Origin of the sequence: Arthrobacter sp. YAF34 (assembly GCF_052113245.1) — a bacterium.
GTDB lineage: Bacteria > Actinomycetota > Actinomycetes > Actinomycetales > Micrococcaceae > Arthrobacter.
In genome coordinates, this window is record NZ_JBFRCV010000004.1 from 117,729 (window position 1) to 134,772 (window position 17,044).

Below are 17,044 nucleotides of genomic sequence, written 5' to 3' on the forward strand. Positions count from 1 at the left end.
GCGCCAGCCCAGCGGTAGCCTCCCCGCAGCCGGATCACGGCGGGGTTCCTGCCGGATTTAAGCCCGGGTCGCGGTTCCGCCGGGTCCGTGCCCGCCGCTCCCCGGCCCCGTTGCCTGACTGCCGATGGCCTCTTCGAGGCGCTCCACCTTGCCCGTCAGCTCGCCAGCGTATCCGGGCCGGATATCCGCCTTCAGCACCAGCGAAACCCTCGATCCATAGGCGCCGACGGCCTCCGTCGCCCGCTTGACGACGTCCATGACCTCATCCCAATCGCCCTCGATCTCCGTGAACATCGAACTCGTCCGGTTGGGCAGACCGGATTCGCGGACAATCCGGACGGCGGCCGCGACGGCGTCGTGGACCGACGCGTCCCCGGGCGCCTGGCCGTTGGCGGGGTCACCGGAGGGTGCTACGGAGAATGCGACCAGCATGTAATGGTTCCCTTCACTCAGTCCGGACAGCGCGGCAGAAAATCTTTGGAGCCGTCCCACATCAGTCTTTCACGGGATCCAGACATCGGACCGCCCGATTTGGCCGCCGAATTACCCCGAAATTGCCCCGGAACCCGTCACATAACGAACTCCCCGTGCGGGAACGGCTCCACCGGCCCCGCGCGTTGCTACCCTAAGCAAATGAACCGGGCAGTAGACCGCAGGCCGCTCCGCGCCGACGCCGCGCGCAACGTGGACAAGATCATCTCCGCGGCCCGGCAGTGCTTCCGCGAGCACGGCCCCGAAGTGCCGCTGCAGACCATCGCCACCACCGCCGGGGTGGGCCCGGCCACGCTCTTCCGGAACTTCGCGGACAAGGAAGAACTCGTGCTCGCCGCCTTGAACCGGCAGCTCCGGCTCCAGGTGGATCCGGCCATCGATGAGGCCCTGGCCGATTCCGACGCCGCCGCCGGGCTCTTTCGGGTCATCGACGCCACGATGCGTGTTGCCAGCGAGGAAGCCAACCTGCTGGGGGCTGTCGCAGGACGGCGCGGGCTGCTGACCGGGATCACCGGGGGCCTCATTGAATCCATCGCCGTGCTGCTGGGCCGCGGGCAGGGCCAGGGCACCCTTCGCAGCGATATTTCGATGACGGACATGATCCGCCTGCTGGCCATGCTGATCGGCGTTGTGGACACGATGGAGCCGGGTTCCGACGCGTGGCGGCGTCCCGTGGCGCTGGTGGAGGACGCCATCCGGACGGAGCGCCCGGACCGGGCCCTGCCGCCCCAGGCTCCGTTCCCGGGCACCGCGTTCGACGCCGTGCTTGGCTAGTGCCGATCTTGGTGGGTCCGTTCGTGGTTGGGTCCGTAGGATCTAGCCATGGGATGGGAAACTCTTGCCGGGGTCATCGGCGGCGTGCTGGTGGTCTACGCGGTCTTGTTGCTGCTGCTGTGGGCCTATGCCCGGCGTCACCCCGAGACCGTCACCATGAAGGACGCCTTGCGGCTGTTGCCGGACCTGCTTCGGCTCATCCGGCGCCTGCTGGCCGACCGCTCGGTGGCGGTGGGCGTCCGGGTCCGCCTGGCACTCCTGCTCCTCTACCTGGCCTCCCCGATCGATCTCGTTCCGGACTTCATTCCGGTGATCGGTTACGCGGACGACGTCGTGATCGTGGCGCTGGTGCTGCGCTCGGTGATCTCCCGGGCCGGAGCTGACGCCGTCCGGCGGCACTGGCCGGGCACCCCGGAGGGCCTGGCGGTCATGCTGCGGCTCGCCGGACTCGGGACGCCGGCCTGAGAGCTGGAATACGACCGGCGGGCCCGCGGTTGGTGTAAGTCATGAAAGCGATCACTTACAGCCAGTACGGAAATCCGGATGTCCTCGAACTCACCGAGCAGCCAATGCCGAAAGTAGGGCCCGGAATGGTCCTGGTGAAGGTCAAGGCGGCGTCCGTGAACCCCGTCGACTGGAAGATCATGGCGGGCTACCTCGATTCCATGATGGACCTTCAGTTCCCGGCCATTCCAGGCTGGGACGTCGCGGGCGTCGTGGAGTCCGTGGGCATCGACGCCCCGGAGTTCCGGCCCGGCGATGAAGTCATCTCCTACGGCCGCAAGGACTTCGTCCACGGCGGCAGTTTCGCCGAGTACATTGCGTTGCCGGAGCGGCTCCTGGCCCGGAAACCGGAATCCCTGGACTGGGACGAGTCGGCAGGGCTTCCGCTCGCCGGGCTGACCGCGTATCAGGTCCTGACCCGGCTGGGCGTCACGGCCGCAGACACCGTGCTGATCCACGGCGGCGCCGGCGGCGTGGGCTCGTTGGGAATCCAGATCGCGGCGGCGCTCGGCGCCCGCGTGATTGCGACCGCCTCCGAAAAGAACCATGATTTCCTCCGTTCCCTCGGCGCGGAACCGGTCGCCTATGGCGAGGGCCTGGCGGACCGTGTCCGCGCGCTGGCTCCCGGCGGCGCCGACGTCGTGGCCGACTTCGTGGGTGACAACCTTGACACCACCCTGGCGGTCCTCGCCGAGGGCGGCCGGCATGCCTCCATCGCGGACAGCGCGGTGGAGCAACACGGCGGCACGTGGATGTGGGTGAATCCCGTCGGGGCCGACCTGGAGCGCCTGGCGCGGCTCGTGGACGAGCGCCGACTCAAGGTCGAGGTGGCCCGGACGTTCCCGCTGGATCAGGCCGCCGAGGCGTTCCGGCTCAACATGGAGGGCCACACCCGGGGGAAGATCATCGTGAAAGTCGACGACGCCGGCTGATCGGCTGGCAGCTCGCCCCCGCTGTTTCCTGCTGCCGGCGTCAGGCCCGGGTGCCGAAGCCGGCCGAGCAGGGCCCGGGATCGAACCTGCGCAGGATCTCCTCGGCCACCAGCCGGAGCTTGACGTTGCGGTTGTTGGAGACCTTGCTGAGCAGGGTAAAGGCCTCGGCCTGTGAGCACCTGCTCTGGGCCATGAGGATCCCGGACGCAAGGTTGATACTGGTCCGGGAATTCATGGCCTGGAGCAGATCCCGGTTCATTTCCTGGACCGATCCGAGGCGCACGGCCAGCCGCATGGACTTCCCGGCCGTGGCGGCAAACGCCTCGCAGGTTGCGGCCGCTCCGGCGTCGAAAGCATCCGGGCCCGTGGCCAGATACGTCAGGGCCGCGGCGGCCCCCTCGTCCAGGGCCACCGGGACGCTCAGGACGCTCCGGATACCCCACCGGGCAGCAGTGCGCCGGTAGCGGTCCAGCCGCGGCTCAACCTGGCCACCATCAAGCAAGGCGGCCCGGCCGGTCTCCAGTGCCACCACGGCCGGTCCCGCGGTCTGGCGCTGCAACTGCTCCAGCGCCAGCGCCGCGGGATCGCTGCCGGCCGTGACGGCAGGCTTCGGGTTGCGGAGGAGGCGGACCGAACTCAGCATCCGGCAGCCGGCCACGGACGCACCAAACTCGGCGATTGCGCCGGACAGTTCCTGCAGAAACTCGTCAATGCTGGCATTTTCAAGCACCAGCTCCTGCAAGTGCTCCGACAGCCTGGCGCCCGGCATTAGTCCTCGACCGGTTTTTCTTTAGCTTCAAGGAGGTGTTGCTGCAGCTTCTCTTCGGCGTCCCGACGACGGCGGGCCATCTCGCGCAGTTCCCGGGTGGATTCGGCTCCTGCGGAAACAAACGGCTCGTGCGGCTTGGCATGAGGATGCTTGCGTGGCACCTCGGCCTCCGGGTCGTCATGTTCACTCATCTTCGAATGCTCCCATGCTGTCCGTGCCGCAAGTAGGGACTAAAGACCGTTCCCGGCACGGCCGGAACCGCCTATCTGTTGCCGACGGCGGGTCAGTTCCAGCCCAGCAGCCGGAGCCCGGCCGCGGCGGCCGCGCCGGCGATCACCACCACCAGGAACGGGGCGCGGAACCACAAGGCGACGGCCGCAGCGGCCAGGGCGCCCAGCCGCGCGTCCAGTGCGAGCGACTGACCTGTCGCCACCGCGTTGACCACGGTCAGGGACGCCAGCAGCCCGATCGTCATGGTCCCGGCAATCCTGGACATCCGCGGGTTGCGGAGCAGGCTGGCCGGCACCAGGTAGCCGAGCAGCTTCCAGGCGTACGCAAGCAGGCAGGAGAGCAGCAGCCACACCCAGAGGTTCATGCGGGGTCCCCGGGGCGTTCTCCAGAGTGGTCGCGGTGCTGCGCGTGCTCCTCGGCGTAGGGGTCGACGTCGGGTTCGAGGCCCTCGTCGCTGCGGCCGTGGCTGAACCAGCCGATGCCGGCCGCGACGACGGCGGCGACGAGGATCGGGACGCCCGGCGGCACGAACGGCACGGCCAGGACGGTGGCCAGAGCACAGACCACGGCGATGGCCACGGGTTCCCTGCCCTTGAGCCGCGGCCAGAGCAAGCCCAGGAAGGCTGCCACGGCGGCGCCGTCGAGCCCCCACTGTTTGGGATCCCCGAGCGCCCCGCCCGCCAGCGCGCCCAGGGCCGTGAACAGGTTCCAGAGGACGAAGACGCCGATGCCGGCGGTCCAGAAGCCGCGCTTTTGCTCTGCCGGGTCTGTCTGTCCGGTGCTGGTGGCGGTCGATTCGTCGATGGTCAGCTGGGCGGCGGCGAACCGGCGCCACCCGCGCGGCTGAAGCAGGGCGTTGATCTGCATGCCGTAGATGCCGTTGCGCATGCCCAGAAGGGTCGCGGCGCTCATCGCGGCCACTCCGGACCCGCCTCCGGCCACCACGCCGATGAACGCGAACTGCGACCCGCCGCTGAACAGCAGCAGGCTCAGGGCCATGGTCTGCCAGAAATCGAGGCCGGACGTGACTGCCAACGCGCCGAAGGAGACGCCGTACAGACCGGTGGCAATGCTGATCGACAACCCGATCCGCACTGCCGGCGACTGCAGGATTTTCACGAGCGCCGGTTCCGCCGCGTCAGGGTCCAGGCCCACGCGATGAGTGGCGCCTGCAGCGGAAGGCGCAGGGTGTGCACCGTCCGCTGGCGCGGCGTGCCCGCGGGCCCGTAGGCGGTGCGCAAGGCCCCGACGTGGCCGACGAGGAACGCGGTGAACATCGCCGTGACGCAGCCGGCGGTGGCCGGCCGTGCGGCCGGGATCAGGAGCCCGACGGCGGCGGCGGCTTCCAGCAGCCCGCTCGCTGCCACCCATTCCTCACGGGACAGCACGGCCAGCGGGCCGTTGGGCCGCTGGCCGGAGTCGTCACGGCACAGGATCTCGGGAACCACCGGGTGGAAGAATTCGGGTTCCCGGAAGTGCTTGGCGGCGCTGGTGAGCAGCAGCGCACTCATCGCTGCCGCGGACAGCGTCTGGAGGTCCCGGCCGGACCAGCGAAATGGCATGGAACCACTCAACCACAGCGGCCCCGCCCGCCGTAATTCGCCCGGTATCCTCCCCTACGGGAGAGGCTGGCTGGCCGCCATCAGCTGGGACAGGACTCGGGCCGGGCAATTGGTGGTGATCTCGTGGATCCCGAGTTCCCTGCAGAGCTCGACGTCGCCGGCGTCGTCAACGGTCCACACCCGGAACTTTCGTCCCGAGCCGAGCCAGCGCTGCACGGTCCCGGGATGCGCGCGGACGTACCCGATGCCCGGGCCGGCAAGGCCTGCCTCGGCCGCGTCCAGGATCCGTTCGCCCTCCGTCTGGGCGGCCTTCATGACGTTGGCCAGGGCCCCGCCGGTGAGGGCGCCCAGGCCCAGTTCCTCACGGATTTCCGCCACGTTGACGTCGTCCACAAGCTGGCAGACGGCCTCGGCGGGCACCGACTCGAGCAGGTGTTTGACGGCGTCGGGGCTGAAGCTCATGAAGGAAACCCTGATGTTGTCCAGCTTCGACGTTCCCGGATCCCAGCCCTCGTCCCTCAGGAGTTCCAGGACCCGGTCCTCGAGGCCGAGGTGGAAGGGGCTGGGGTGCTTGAACTCAATCGCCAGGCCGATCCCGCGGCCCGCAGCGCGCAGGATGTCAAGCAGGTCCGGCAGGGTCAGGAACTGCTCGGACCTGGCACCATAGGCTTCCGGGATGCGTGCCCCCTTCCAGGAGGAGAAGTCCAGGAGCCGGAGCTCGTCCAGCGTCCGGTCCGCGACCTGCCCGGTGCCGTCCGAGGTACGGTCCAGGGTGGCGTCGTGCAGCAGGACGGCGTGCTGGTCCCGGCTCAGGTGGACATCGCACTCCACACCGTCGGCGCCGTCGGCGATGGCCTGCAGGTACGCGGCCCGGGTGTGCTCGGCGAAGGCTTCGCTGGAGCCCCGGTGGGCGTAGACCAGAGGCCGGGCGGAGGCGGACTCGTCAGTCGTCATGGTGCCACGTTAGCGGACGGCCGCTTCCCCGGCGGGGCTAGGCTGGGCTCATGCAGGTGAATACTGAGCCAACTCACGTGACCGGTGCCGCGGAACAGCCGGGCCGCGCTCCGGACAGCCCCGCCGGACGGCGTCCCGCAGCCAACGACGCCGAGAAGGCGGCCGCACTGCGCAGGATGAAACTCCTGGCCCTCTCGCTCCTGATCGTCATGGCCGTGATCTTTGTGGTCGCGTTCGCGCTGCAGAAGTACTATCCGGGGCTCGAATACGTCCGCGCCGCAGCCGAGGGCGGCATGGTGGGTGCCCTCGCCGACTGGTTCGCCGTCACGGCCTTGTTCAAATACCCCATGGGCATCAAGATCCCGCACACGGCAATCATCCCGCGCCGCAAGGACCAGATCGGCGCCTCGCTGGGCGACTTCGTGGAGACAAATTTCCTTTCCGAAGACGTGGTTCAGGAGAAGTTGGCGTCGGCGGACATCGCGCGCAAGGCCGGGGCCTGGCTGTGCAGCCCCGGCGGCCCGGACCGCGTCGCCAAGGAAGGTGCCGCGGTCATCCGCGGCGCGTTCAAGGTCCTCAACGACGACGACGTCCAGGCCGTGATCGAGGCCATGGTCCGCAAGCACCTGCTCGCCCCGCCGTGGGGACCGCCCGTAGGCCGGCTCGCGGAGCGGATCTTCGCCGACGGCCACCACCACGCACTGGTGGACCTGCTCGTGGACCGCACCGTCGACTGGGTGCGTGACAACCAGGAAACGGTCAACCGGCTGGTCACCGACCGGTCGCCGACGTGGGTGCCGTCGTTCGTGGACGGGCTGGTGGGCGACAAGGTGTACGTGGAGATCCTGAAGTTCACCCGTGCCGTGCAGTCCGATCCGCAGCACCAGGTCCGGCAGTCGATCGACAAGTACCTCAAGGAACTCGCGCAGGACCTTCAGCACGATCCGGTGATGATCGCCCGCGCCGAGGGAGTCAAGGCGCAGGTGCTCGGCGACCCCGAGGTCCGGGAGCTCGCCTCCCGCACGTGGGAGACCATCAAGACGGCCCTGCTCAGCGCCGTCGATGATCCGCACAGCGAACTGACCATCAAATTCAAGGCGGCCGTGCATGACTTCGGCACCCGGCTGCTGGTCGATCCCGAGCTCGCCGGCAAGGTGAACGCCTGGATCGGCGATGCGGCCGGCTACCTGGTGAAGACCTACCGTTCGGACATCGCCGGGGTCATCACGGACACCGTGGCCCGCTGGGACGCCGAGGAGACGTCGCAGAAGATCGAGCTCCAGGTGGGCAGGGACCTGCAGTTCATCCGGATCAACGGCACGGTGGTGGGCGCCCTGGCCGGGCTGGCCATCTTCACGGTGGCGACCCTGCTGTTCGGCTAGCCGAGCCCCGCGTGGGGCCGCACCGGGACAGGCAGGGACAGCCCGGGACCGTCAGTTAGGCGAAGCTCTCCAGTTCGACGCCGGCGGCCTCCAGGGCCGTCCGGATCGCGGTGGCCGTCGCGATGGACCCGGGGGTGTCCCCGTGCAGGCACAGCGAGTGCGCCTCGATCCGCAGCACGGTGCCGTCGACCGCCTCGACCTCGCCCTTGGTGGCCAGGCGCACCGCCCGCTCGGCGATCTGGCCGGCGTCGTGCAGCACGGCACCGTCCTGGGAGCGCGGCACCAGGGTGCCGTCGGGGAGGTAGGCGCGGTCGGCGAACGCCTCGGCGAAGACAGGGTGCCCGGCTTCCTCGGCGATGCCCAGCAGGGCGGAGCCGGGGAACCCGAGAACGGGAAGCCCCGGATCGTAGGCCTGAATGGCGGCGATCACGGCCGATGACTGCTCGGCGTCGCGGACGGTGCGCTCGTAGAGAGCCCCGTGCAGTTTGACGTAGTCCACGGACGCGCCGACCGCGTGGGCGACGCCGTCGAGGGCGCCGAGCTGGTACAGCACCGCGCCGAAGAGATCATCAAAGGTCATGTCCAGGGACCGGAGGCCGAACCCGGCGAGGTCCGGGTAGCCGAGGTGGGCGCCGACTTTGACGTCGAGTTCGTAGGCCGCGCGGCAGGTGTCCAGCATGGTCACCGGGTCGCCGGCGTGCAGCCCGCAGGCCACGCTGGCGCTCGTGACGAGCGGAAACATGGCCGCGTCGTCACCCATGGTCCAGGTCCCGAAGGACTCTCCCAGGTCAGCGTTCAGATCCAAAACGCGCCGCCGTCCTTCGTTGGGGCTTTCGTAGACGTCCCCGCGGTGCCGGCGGCCGGGTCCAGGGCAGTGTCCGGCTCGGATTCGTAGAGCGCGGCCGGCCCGGTGGTGTCCGCAAGGGCCCGCAGTTCGCCCGGAATGGTGTCCGGCATCGGCCCGAATGCTTCCTTGGCGTTCGCGACGACGGCGCGGGCCATCAGCCGGTTGCCGACGCCGCCAACGACGGCGCCGATGCCGAAGGGCAGGGCCCGGCCCAGCCACGCCGTGCCCTGCTGTTTCATCAGGGTCCGGAGGAACATCGTCTGGATTTTGGCGCGCACCGTGCCGAAGCCGGCCGCGGGGACGCGGCGGGTCAAGGCCGTCGTCCAGGCCTCGGCCGGGCCTTTGCCCCGGCCGGCGGCTTGTCCGCTGAGCGAGCTCAACAGCTCGGTACCTTCCTCGCCCAGCATGACCGCCATGACCAGGGTGCTGGCCCGGTCCGGATCCACCATCCGCACGCCGTGCAGTTCGGCCAGCGCGGTGGAGTACAGTGCCGTGGCTTCGAGGAACCCGACCGCCGCGGCGGCCGAAAGACCCAGTGCGGCCGCCGTGCCCACGCCGGGAATCACGGCCGCTCCGCCCACGAGTGCACCGCCGCCGGTGACGGCCAGCAGGTAATCGCGTTCCAGGATGCCGGCGAGCTGCGCCGCCGAGGCCTGCGGGTGCTTGCGCTGGAGCCTGCGGATGTTGGCCAGCACCAGCGGGCGCTGGACTTCAACGGCCCGCAGGAGCACGTTGTGGAGGCCGGGCCGGGGCTGGCCGGCGGCGTCGAACATCGCGCTGTGGGCTGTCTGCTGGGCAATCTTCATTGCCGGGTTGCTGCGCTTGGCCATGATCGCCTCTCGTCGGAACCAAAAAAGTAAGTTCACTTAACACTAGGGCACGGCCCGGGCACACCCTTCCGAAGCAACGCGGGGTCACCTAGCGCCCATGTCCGTGGGGATTATGGGCGCCAAGTGACCCCGCGTTGCCTGGAACTGACTACCGCGGGGTGCGGATGAGCTTCTTGTTGACGAACTCATCCATGCCGAAGCGGCCCAGTTCGCGGCCGACGCCGGAGCGCTTGACGCCGCCGAACGGCAGGTCCGCCTGGGTCTGGGCCACCGAGTTGATGAACACCATGCCGGTGTCCAGCTGATCCGCGATCTCCTGCGCCTTGGCCACGTCGGTGCTGAACACCGAGCCGCCGAGGCCGTAGGGCGAGCCGTTGGCCAGTTCGATGGCCTCCGCCGCGTTCGCCACCTTGTAGATGACGGCGGCGGGACCGAAGAGCTCCTCGGAGAACGCGCGCATCCCCGGTGTCACATCGGTCAGTACGGTCGGTTCAACGAAGGCTCCGGGACCGTCCACGTGGTGGCCGCCCGTGCGGAGCGTGGCGCCCTTGTCCACCGCGTCCTGGATCTGCTCGACGAGGCCGTCGGCCGCGCTTTGGGAGGACAGGGGCCCGAAGGTGGTGTCTGCCTGGAGCGGGTCCCCCGGCTTGATCCTGGCCATGCGCGCCGTGAACTTCTCCACGAAGGCGTCGTAGAGGTCCTCCACCACAATGAACCGTTTGGACGCCGTGCAGGCCTGCCCGGCGTTGCCCATGCGTCCCCCGACGGCCGCCTTGACCGTGGCGTCCAGGTCGTCGGCATCGAGCACAATGAACGGATCGCTGCCGCCGAGTTCCAGGACGTATTTCTTCAGGTTCCGCCCTGCCACCTCGGCGACGGCGGAACCGGCCCGCTCGCTGCCGGTGAGTGAGACGCCCTGGAGCCGGTCGTCGGCGATAATGTCGGCAACCTGCTCGTTGGTCAGGAACAGGTTGATGTAGGCGCCGTCCGGAAGGCCGGCATCCTTGAAGATCTGTTCGATCGCCAGGGCGGACTGCGGGCAGCTGCCGGCGTGCTTGAGCAGGATCGTGTTGCCCAGGACCAGGTTCGGGGCGGCGAACCGTGCCACCTGGTAGTAGGGGTAATTCCAGGGCATGATGCCCAGCAGCGGTCCGACCGGAGCCGAGCGGACCACGGCATCGCCGCCGCCCTTGACGTTCAGCGGCTCATCCTTGAGGAATCCGGGGCCCTCGGTGGCGTAATAGGAGAAGATATCGGCCACAAGCTTCACTTCACCGCGGGACTGGGCCAACGGCTTACCCATTTCGGTGCTGATCAGCCGGGCCAGATCCTCCTGCCGTTCCAGGTAGAGTTCGGCAACGCGCGCCAGGATCTTCGCCCGGTCTTCGGCCGGGCCGGAGCGCCAGGCGCGGAACGCCTCCTGCGAGGCGGCGAGCGCCTGCTCCACCTCGGCCGCGGTAGCAACCGGGAATTCCTTCAGCGTTTCTCCGGTTGCGGGGTTCACTGTCTTGTAGGCAGTCATTGATCCACCATCTCCGTTTCGTGGCTAGTCGAGCCGATTCGGGCGCGGGCCCGCGGCGGCGCCGGGTACGGCGCCGGGTGCGGTCCCCGCCCAGTACGCGGGGCCGGCCTGCCCTCAGGAGCAGAACCGGTCCCGCTAGGCGGCAACCGGGACCTGGCCCGGACTATTCCCTGCGGTTCCCGCGGGGCGGTTCCGGCCATGACATTTGTCATGCCCGATCGGTGATGGATGTACGGGGGCGGGGGGCGGCGCCGCTGACAGGATCAAGGGGTACGCGGGGCAAGCCGCTCCGGCCACGAATCGAGAGAAACCCAGCACCCATGTCAGAACCCGTCCTGGTCCAGCCGCGGTTGGACACACCCGGCGCCGCCGCCCCTGCCGTTGAAGCCTCCGGTCTGCGCAAGTCCTTTGGAAAGGTGCGGGCGGTCGACGGCGTCGACCTGCACATCCGGCCCGGCGAGATTGTGGCATTCCTCGGCCCGAACGGCGCCGGCAAGACCACCACTATCGACATGCTCCTCGGTCTGGGCACTCCGGACAGCGGCGATATCCGCATTTACGGGTCAACGCCGCGTGCCGCCATTGCCCGCGGCCAGGTCTCTGCCGTGATGCAGACCGGCGGCCTGCTCAAGGATCTCACCGTCCGGGAGACCGTCCGCCTGACCGCATCCCTGTTCGCTGACAGCCGCCCTGTGGACGAGGTACTCGAGCGGGCCGGCATCCTGGAAATCGCCGACCGCCTCGTGGAGAAGTGCTCGGGCGGCCAGCAGCAGCGCCTCCGCTTCGCCATGGCGCTGCTCTCTGACCCGGGCCTGCTGATTCTGGATGAGCCCACCACGGGGATGGATGTGGAAGGCCGCCGGGACTTCTGGTCCGCGATCCGCAGCGACGCCGCGCGCGGCAGGACCGTGATTTTTGCCACCCACTACCTCGATGAGGCCGATGCCTACGCGGACCGCATCATCATGATCCGCCGGGGCCGGATCGTCGCCGACGGCACGGCCGCCGAAATCAAGGCCCTGGCCGCCGGCCGCACCGTGCGTGCCACCGTGGCCGACCTCGACCAGGCCGCCGTGGCCGCCGTCGACGGGGTGGACTCCGTTGCGCTGCGCGGCGGGCAGTTGACGGTCCGGACCCGCAATTCGGACGCCGTCGCCCGCTACCTGCTGACCAGGACCGACGCCGTCGACCTGGAAATTACCTCACACAACCTCGAGGACGCCTTCCTGGCGCTGACCTCGGACGACCCCGGCGCGGCCGGAGAAGAGCGCGGAGACCATTCCTGACATGAGCACAACTCCCCTTCCCGGCAGCATCGCCGTCGAGCGCCGCGTCCCGCCGTTGGGCGGTTTCAACCTCACGCTGCTCCGGATTGAGCTGCGGCGCCGGCTGCGCAACAAGCGCACCGTGTTCTTCACCGTCGCGTTCCCCGTCATCATGTTCCTGATGGTCGGGGCGAAGTACGTCAATGACCCCCTGGACCCGGGCCAGCCGGTCGGTGCCGGCGGAACGTCCCTGGCCGCCTACGCGATGATTTCGTTCGCCGTGTACGGGGCCATGCTCGCCTCCACAGCAGCCGGCGGCGCTGTCGCGCTGGAACGCGCCCAGGGCTGGAGCCGGCAGCTGCGAATCACCCCGCTGACGCCCGCCGCGAATATCGCCGTGAAGATCCTGGGCGGCTTGGTGCTGGGCCTGCTGGCCGTGCTGGCCACCTTTGCCGCCGGCGTCGCTACCGGGGTGCGGATGCCCTGGCAGGTATGGGTCCTGGCCGGACTGACCGCATGGCTGGGTTCGCTCGTGTTCACGGCCCTAGGTTTGCTGGTCGGTTACCTGGTGCCGTCCGAAAACGTCATGCAGTTTATGGGCCCGGTGCTGGCCTTCCTTGCCTTCTTCGGCGGGATCTTCATACCGCTGAGCCAGCTGCCGGAGCTGCTGCAGGCCGTCGGGGTGTGGACGCCGACGTACGGGATCGGTGAGATCGCCCGGGCCCCGCTGTCAGGCGAAGCGTTCAACTGGCTCGCGGTCGGGAATGTGCTGCTTTGGCTGGTGCTCTTCGGCGCCGGCGCCGCGCTGGCCTTCCGGCGCGACACCAAACGCGTTTAGCCCCCGGCAGCGCCCGGCGGTCCTAAGGTATCCGTATGTCTTGCTTGAACGAGGTGGGGACCGCCCCGGCGCCGGCCATGGGCGCCGGGTGGCGGTCCGCACTCACGCAACCCCGCGCCCGGCGCTGGTACGTCGGCGCGGTCCTGGCCTCCCTGCTGTGGGGCACCGGCGCGTGGACCACCCGCATTGTCGACGACACCCCGGTCCTGCTGAAGATCGCCATCGGCGGCAACATGATCGCGATGCTCGCCCTGTACGCCCTGCTTCCCCCGTTGAGCTGGGGCCGTTCGGTGCGCTTCAAACTTGCGGCGGTCGGCGTGTTGCTCGCCGTCGACCTCCCGCTTCTCCTCACCCTCGGCCCGGACGCCGTCTGGACGTGGACTTTCGTCGGGGTGGCGGCTGCGATGCAGGCGTATCCGGGCCGGATCGGCTACGCCTTGATCGCCGGGCTCGGCGGCGCTGCCGTCCTCGTGCAGCTGTCCCGCGGGGAGGCCCTGGAGCAGTCCCTGGTGCAGCCGGCCATCATCCTCTCGGTCGGATTCATGATGCACGCCTTTGGCCGCCAGGCCGAGACCGTCCGGCAACTGCGCAGCGCCCAGGACGAGCTGGCCGGGCTCGCGGTCGCGGAGGAGCGGAACCGGGTGGCCAGGGACATGCATGACATCCTGGGCCATTCACTGACGGTGATCGCGGTGAAAGCCGAACTCGCCGGCCGCCTGATCGCGGTTGCGCCCGAAAGGGCCGCCGCGGAGGTCGCCGAGCTGGAGGACCTGGCCCGTGGCGCACTCGCCGACGTCCGGGCCACGGTCAGCGGCTACAGAGGGGTGAACATCAGCTCCGAGCTGGCGAGCGCCCGCAGCGCGCTGGAGGCGGCCGGGATTGAACCGCAGCTACCGGGCGCCGCGGACGAGGTTCCGGCGAAGTCCCGTGAGCTGTTCGGCTGGGTGCTGCGCGAAGCGGTGACCAATGTCGTCCGGCATTCCGGCGCGTCCCGCTGCACCGTCACCCTGAGCCGGCGGTCCATCCAAGTCGACGACGACGGCCGCGGCCCGGGCGGGCCCTCTGCGGGCGGGGGCCTGCGGGGGCTCCGCGAACGCGCGGCCGCCCAGGGTGCCACGCTCAGCCTCGGCCGGTCGGCCATGGGCGGCTTCCGGGTGCGGGTGAGCGCGTGATCCGGCTGCTGATCGCCGACGACCAGGCCCTGGTGCGGGGCGCCATCGCAGCCCTGCTGGGACTCGAGACCGACATTGAGGTGGTGGCGGAGGTGGGCCGGGGCGACGAAGTGGTGGACGCCGTGCTCGGATCCGGCGCCGACGTGGCCCTGCTGGACGTGGACATGCCCGGCCTGGACGGGATTGCCGCGGCAGCCGCGGTGCGGGCCGCGGCCCCGGACTGCCGGGTGCTGATGGTGACGACGTTCGGCCGTCCGGGCTACCTCCGGCGCGCCTTGCAGGCCGGCGCCGGGGGCTTCGTGGTCAAGGACACTCCGGCCCGGCAGCTGGCGGATGCCGTGCGCCGGATCCACCGGGGGCTTCGCGTGGTGGATCCGGCGCTGGCGGCGGAGACCCTCGCCAGCGGGGAGAGCCCGTTGACCGAGCGGGAGACCGAAGTGCTGCGCGCCGCCTCCAGCGGTGGGACGGTGGCGTGGATCGCCCGGTCCACGTTCCTGAGCGAGGGAACCGTCCGCAACTACCTGTCCAGCGCCATGGGAAAGACCGGCGCCCGGACCCGGGCCGAGGCGGTCCGGGTGGCCGAGGAGAACGGCTGGCTGCTCTAGGCAGCCTCTCAGACCGCGGCTCAGACCGCGGCGCGCACCACCGGGATCGACGCCGTCGGCAGGCCGCTCGGGAAGATGGTCTGTTCCGGGGCCGCGACGGGCGCGAGCGGGACCCGGACCGGGTCCCCGCCCACGGTGAGGAGTTCACCGCGCACGTCGACCTCCAGCGGCGCGCCGTCACGGACGGTCAGGCTGATCGAGCCCTGTTCCAGCCCGATGTGCAGGAGCCGGCCCTGGATCTTCAGGTGGAACTCGAGTCCGTCCCATTCGGCGGGCAGCCGCGGGTCGAAGTACGGCACCGCGCCCTGGTCGCGCAGCCCGGCGAAGCCGCTGACCAGCGAGCTCCACACGCCGCCGGTGGAGGCGATGTGGACGCCGTCGATCGTGTTGCCGTGGGTGTCGTCGAGATCGATGAACAGGGCGTGGGTGAAGTGGTCCAGCGCGGCTTTGCCGTAGCCGACCTCTGCGGCCATAATGCCCTGGACGCAGGCTGACAGGGTGGAGTCGCCGGTGGTGATGGGATCGTAGAAATCGAAGGCGCGGCGCTTTTCCTCGGCCGTGAAGTCCTGCCACTGCAGGAACATGGCCAGCACGCTGTCGGCCTGCTTCAGGACCTGGTGCCGGTAGATCACCAGCGGGTGGAAGTGCAGCAGGAGCGGGTACTTGGACCGGGGTGTGGTCCAGTCCCACGGTTCCAGGGTCATGAAGTCGTTGTCCTGGGAGTAGACCTGAAGGTCCTCGTCGTAGGGCAGCTGCATCCGGTTGGCAGCCTGCTCCCAGAACTCGCGTTCGGCGTCGTCGATCTCCGGGGACTCCAGCGCCGCCGCGGCGCGCAGGTTAAAGCGCGCCATGACGTTCGTGTACAGGTTGTCGTTGACGACGGCGGTGTACTCGTCCGGGCCCGTGACGCCGTGGATGTGGAACAGCCCGTCCTTGCCGAAGAAGCCCAGGGACGCCCACATCCGGGCGGTTTCGATCAGCAGCTCGGAGCCCAGGGTGGCCTGGAAGTCGGTGTCCCCGCTGGCCCAGATGTAGCGGTTGGTCGCGAACGCGATCGCGGCGGCGATGTGGAACTGGGCGGTGCCGGCGGCGTAGTAGGCGCTGGCCTCGAGGCCGTTGATAGTGCGCCAGGGGAACAGGGCGCCGTCGACGCTGAGTTCCTTGGCACGGATCTTGGCCTCGGGCAGGAGGTCGTGGCGGAACTCGAGGACCTGGCGGGCGTTGCCCGGGTTCGTGTAGGTCAGGTAGGGCAGCAGGTACACCTCCTGGTCCCAGAAGTAGTGGCCGTCGTAGCCGGACCCGGACACGCCCTTGGCCGGGATGCCGGCCACATCGGCGCAGGCTGTGGCCTGCGCGAGCTGGAAGAGGTTCCAGCGCACGCCCTGCTGGAGCTCGGTCTGGCCCGCCACCACGATGTCGCTCGTGCTCCAGTAGGCGCGGTAGTGGGCCTCGCTCTGGGCGAAGATCTCGCTGACCGGTTTGAGGCCGGCTTCGGCGTTGTCCGCGAGGTCCTCGGCCCCCTGGCCGACGGCGTAGCTGACGCTCTTCTCCAGGACGAACGGCTCCTCCGCGCTCACGGCGAGGACGTAGCGAACGCTGCTGTCGTCCTGGTCCACCTGCGTGTCGAACGGCTGCACGCCGGCGGAGGTCCAGTGGTCCACGGCCATTCCGAGCCGCTGCTTGGATTCCGAGGCTTCCCAGGCCAGGCGCAGGGAGCCGTCCCCGCCGTCGAGCCGCAACGGCAGCAGCACGCGCCCGGCGTGGCGGCCGGCGCGGCGCGGATCGTGGGCGGAATGGTCCTCCACCGGCTGGTCCTGGCGGTTGATCACCGAGGACGTGACGTCCGCGGAGATGTCCCGGTCGGCCGCCACCTCGAGGCTGATGCCCAGTGCGCCGCGGGATTCGTAGCCCACGGCACGGCGTTCGGTGGTGGTCACGGTCGCGCCGGAACGGCACTGCCAGGTGATCCGGCACTCATAGACGCCGGTGGCGAAGTCCACGCTGCGGCGGTAGTCCAGCACCGTGGATTCGTCCAGGCTCAGCTGCTCGCCGTCGATGATGACGGTGAAGTTGTTGGCGTCCGGGACGTAGAGGATCCGCTGCCCGGTGCGGGCGAAGCCGTAGGCGTTTTCCGCGTGTTTGATGTCCCACGTCTCGTGGAAGCCGTTGATGAAGCTGCCGGGAAGTTCGGCGTCGGCGGCCGCCCAGTGGGCGCCGCGGATGCCCAGGTGCCCGTTGCCGAGGCTGAACAGGGTCTCCAGGGTCCCGGCGTTGCCGGGAAGGTGGACGGTCTCGACCAGCTGCCAGGGATCGTTGGGGAACCGGGCGCGGTCCGAAGTGATGAGGGCCATGGTTTGGGGGTTCT

At 69.4% G+C, this 17,044-nt stretch carries 19 protein-coding genes; 8 read left to right on the plus strand and 11 right to left on the minus strand.

The window, feature by feature from the left end; all coding sequences use genetic code 11:
• Window positions 1-57: 57 nt before the first annotated feature.
• Complete coding sequence (locus AB4Y72_RS06495; protein WP_441425328.1) at window positions 58-432, minus strand: thiamine-binding protein; 375 nt, start codon at window positions 430-432, stop codon at window positions 58-60.
• Between the two features lie 201 nt (window positions 433-633).
• Here AB4Y72_RS06495 and AB4Y72_RS06500 point away from each other — a divergent pair, with 201 nt between their 5' ends.
• Genes AB4Y72_RS06500 through AB4Y72_RS06510 form a run of 3 tightly spaced genes read left to right on the plus strand, consistent with a single transcriptional unit; the run spans window position 634 to window position 2,702 of the window.
• A complete protein-coding gene (locus AB4Y72_RS06500; protein ID WP_441425329.1) occupies window positions 634-1,266 on the plus strand; it encodes a TetR/AcrR family transcriptional regulator in 633 nt (210 codons plus the stop codon).
• A gap of 48 nt (window positions 1,267-1,314) precedes the next feature.
• Window positions 1,315-1,731: a YkvA family protein gene (locus AB4Y72_RS06505; RefSeq protein ID WP_441425330.1), complete on the plus strand. Its 417-nt coding sequence runs from the start codon at window positions 1,315-1,317 to the stop codon at window positions 1,729-1,731.
• Between the two features lie 41 nt (window positions 1,732-1,772).
• On the plus strand, window positions 1,773-2,702 hold the full coding sequence (locus tag AB4Y72_RS06510; RefSeq protein WP_441425331.1) for an NADP-dependent oxidoreductase: 930 nt from the start codon (window positions 1,773-1,775) through the stop codon (window positions 2,700-2,702).
• A 40-nt stretch (window positions 2,703-2,742) separates the two neighbouring features.
• Here AB4Y72_RS06510 and AB4Y72_RS06515 read toward each other — a convergent pair whose 3' ends face one another.
• From AB4Y72_RS06515 to AB4Y72_RS06540, 6 genes are all read right to left on the minus strand, one after another.
• Window positions 2,743-3,432: a GAF and ANTAR domain-containing protein gene (locus AB4Y72_RS06515; RefSeq protein WP_441425332.1), complete on the minus strand. Its 690-nt coding sequence runs from the start codon at window positions 3,430-3,432 to the stop codon at window positions 2,743-2,745.
• A 38-nt stretch (window positions 3,433-3,470) separates the two neighbouring features.
• Window positions 3,471-3,662 (minus strand): hypothetical protein, encoded by a 192-nt coding sequence (locus tag AB4Y72_RS06520; RefSeq protein ID WP_441425333.1) that lies wholly within the window; start codon window positions 3,660-3,662, stop codon window positions 3,471-3,473.
• A 92-nt stretch (window positions 3,663-3,754) separates the two neighbouring features.
• A complete protein-coding gene (locus AB4Y72_RS06525; protein WP_441425334.1) occupies window positions 3,755-4,066 on the minus strand; it encodes an AzlD domain-containing protein in 312 nt (103 codons plus the stop codon).
• Complete coding sequence (locus tag AB4Y72_RS06530) at window positions 4,063-4,821, minus strand: AzlC family ABC transporter permease (protein ID WP_441425512.1); 759 nt, start codon at window positions 4,819-4,821, stop codon at window positions 4,063-4,065. Before AB4Y72_RS06530 ends, AB4Y72_RS06525 begins: the two co-directional genes overlap by 4 nt.
• Window positions 4,818-5,264: a DoxX family protein gene (locus AB4Y72_RS06535; RefSeq protein WP_441425335.1), complete on the minus strand. Its 447-nt coding sequence runs from the start codon at window positions 5,262-5,264 to the stop codon at window positions 4,818-4,820. The genes AB4Y72_RS06530 and AB4Y72_RS06535 overlap by 4 nt, the downstream gene beginning before the upstream one ends.
• A gap of 54 nt (window positions 5,265-5,318) precedes the next feature.
• Window positions 5,319-6,218 carry a glycerophosphodiester phosphodiesterase gene (locus tag AB4Y72_RS06540; RefSeq protein ID WP_441425336.1) on the minus strand — a complete coding sequence of 300 codons (900 nt, stop codon included), beginning with the start codon at window positions 6,216-6,218 and terminating at the stop codon, window positions 5,319-5,321.
• 50 nt (window positions 6,219-6,268) lie between these two features.
• On the opposite strand from AB4Y72_RS06540, the gene AB4Y72_RS06545 reads away from it, so the two are divergent.
• Window positions 6,269-7,600 (plus strand): DUF445 domain-containing protein, encoded by a 1,332-nt coding sequence (locus AB4Y72_RS06545; RefSeq protein WP_441425337.1) that lies wholly within the window; start codon window positions 6,269-6,271, stop codon window positions 7,598-7,600.
• 55 nt (window positions 7,601-7,655) lie between these two features.
• Here the strand turns inward: AB4Y72_RS06545 and AB4Y72_RS06550 are convergent, their stop codons facing one another.
• From AB4Y72_RS06550 to AB4Y72_RS06560, 3 genes are all read right to left on the minus strand, one after another.
• Window positions 7,656-8,405: a LamB/YcsF family protein gene (locus AB4Y72_RS06550; RefSeq protein WP_441425338.1), complete on the minus strand. Its 750-nt coding sequence runs from the start codon at window positions 8,403-8,405 to the stop codon at window positions 7,656-7,658.
• A complete protein-coding gene (locus AB4Y72_RS06555) occupies window positions 8,396-9,277 on the minus strand; it encodes a hypothetical protein (protein WP_441425339.1) in 882 nt (293 codons plus the stop codon). Before AB4Y72_RS06555 ends, AB4Y72_RS06550 begins: the two co-directional genes overlap by 10 nt.
• Window positions 9,278-9,425: 148 nt before the next feature.
• On the minus strand, window positions 9,426-10,799 hold the full coding sequence (locus AB4Y72_RS06560; protein ID WP_441425340.1) for an NAD-dependent succinate-semialdehyde dehydrogenase: 1,374 nt from the start codon (window positions 10,797-10,799) through the stop codon (window positions 9,426-9,428).
• A gap of 320 nt (window positions 10,800-11,119) precedes the next feature.
• On the opposite strand from AB4Y72_RS06560, the gene AB4Y72_RS06565 reads away from it, so the two are divergent.
• Genes AB4Y72_RS06565 through AB4Y72_RS06580 form a run of 4 tightly spaced genes read left to right on the plus strand, consistent with a single transcriptional unit; the run spans window position 11,120 to window position 14,679 of the window.
• Entirely contained in the window at window positions 11,120-12,085 is a 966-nt protein-coding gene (locus AB4Y72_RS06565; RefSeq protein ID WP_441425341.1) for an ABC transporter ATP-binding protein, read from the plus strand.
• 1 nt (window position 12,086) lies between these two features.
• A complete protein-coding gene (locus AB4Y72_RS06570) occupies window positions 12,087-12,902 on the plus strand; it encodes an ABC transporter permease (protein ID WP_441425342.1) in 816 nt (271 codons plus the stop codon).
• Between the two features lie 35 nt (window positions 12,903-12,937).
• Window positions 12,938-14,074, plus strand: coding sequence for a sensor histidine kinase (locus AB4Y72_RS06575; RefSeq protein ID WP_441425343.1), 1,137 nt, complete (start codon window positions 12,938-12,940; stop codon window positions 14,072-14,074).
• Window positions 14,071-14,679, plus strand: coding sequence for a response regulator transcription factor (locus AB4Y72_RS06580; RefSeq protein ID WP_441425344.1), 609 nt, complete (start codon window positions 14,071-14,073; stop codon window positions 14,677-14,679). The genes AB4Y72_RS06575 and AB4Y72_RS06580 overlap by 4 nt, the downstream gene beginning before the upstream one ends.
• 20 nt (window positions 14,680-14,699) lie before the next feature.
• On the opposite strand, the gene AB4Y72_RS06585 is transcribed toward AB4Y72_RS06580, so the two are convergent.
• The gene (locus AB4Y72_RS06585; protein WP_441425345.1) at window positions 14,700-17,030 is read right to left on the minus strand and encodes a glycoside hydrolase family 65 protein; all 2,331 of its coding nucleotides are present in this window, start codon (window positions 17,028-17,030) and stop codon (window positions 14,700-14,702) included.
• Window positions 17,031-17,044 lie beyond the last annotated feature (14 nt).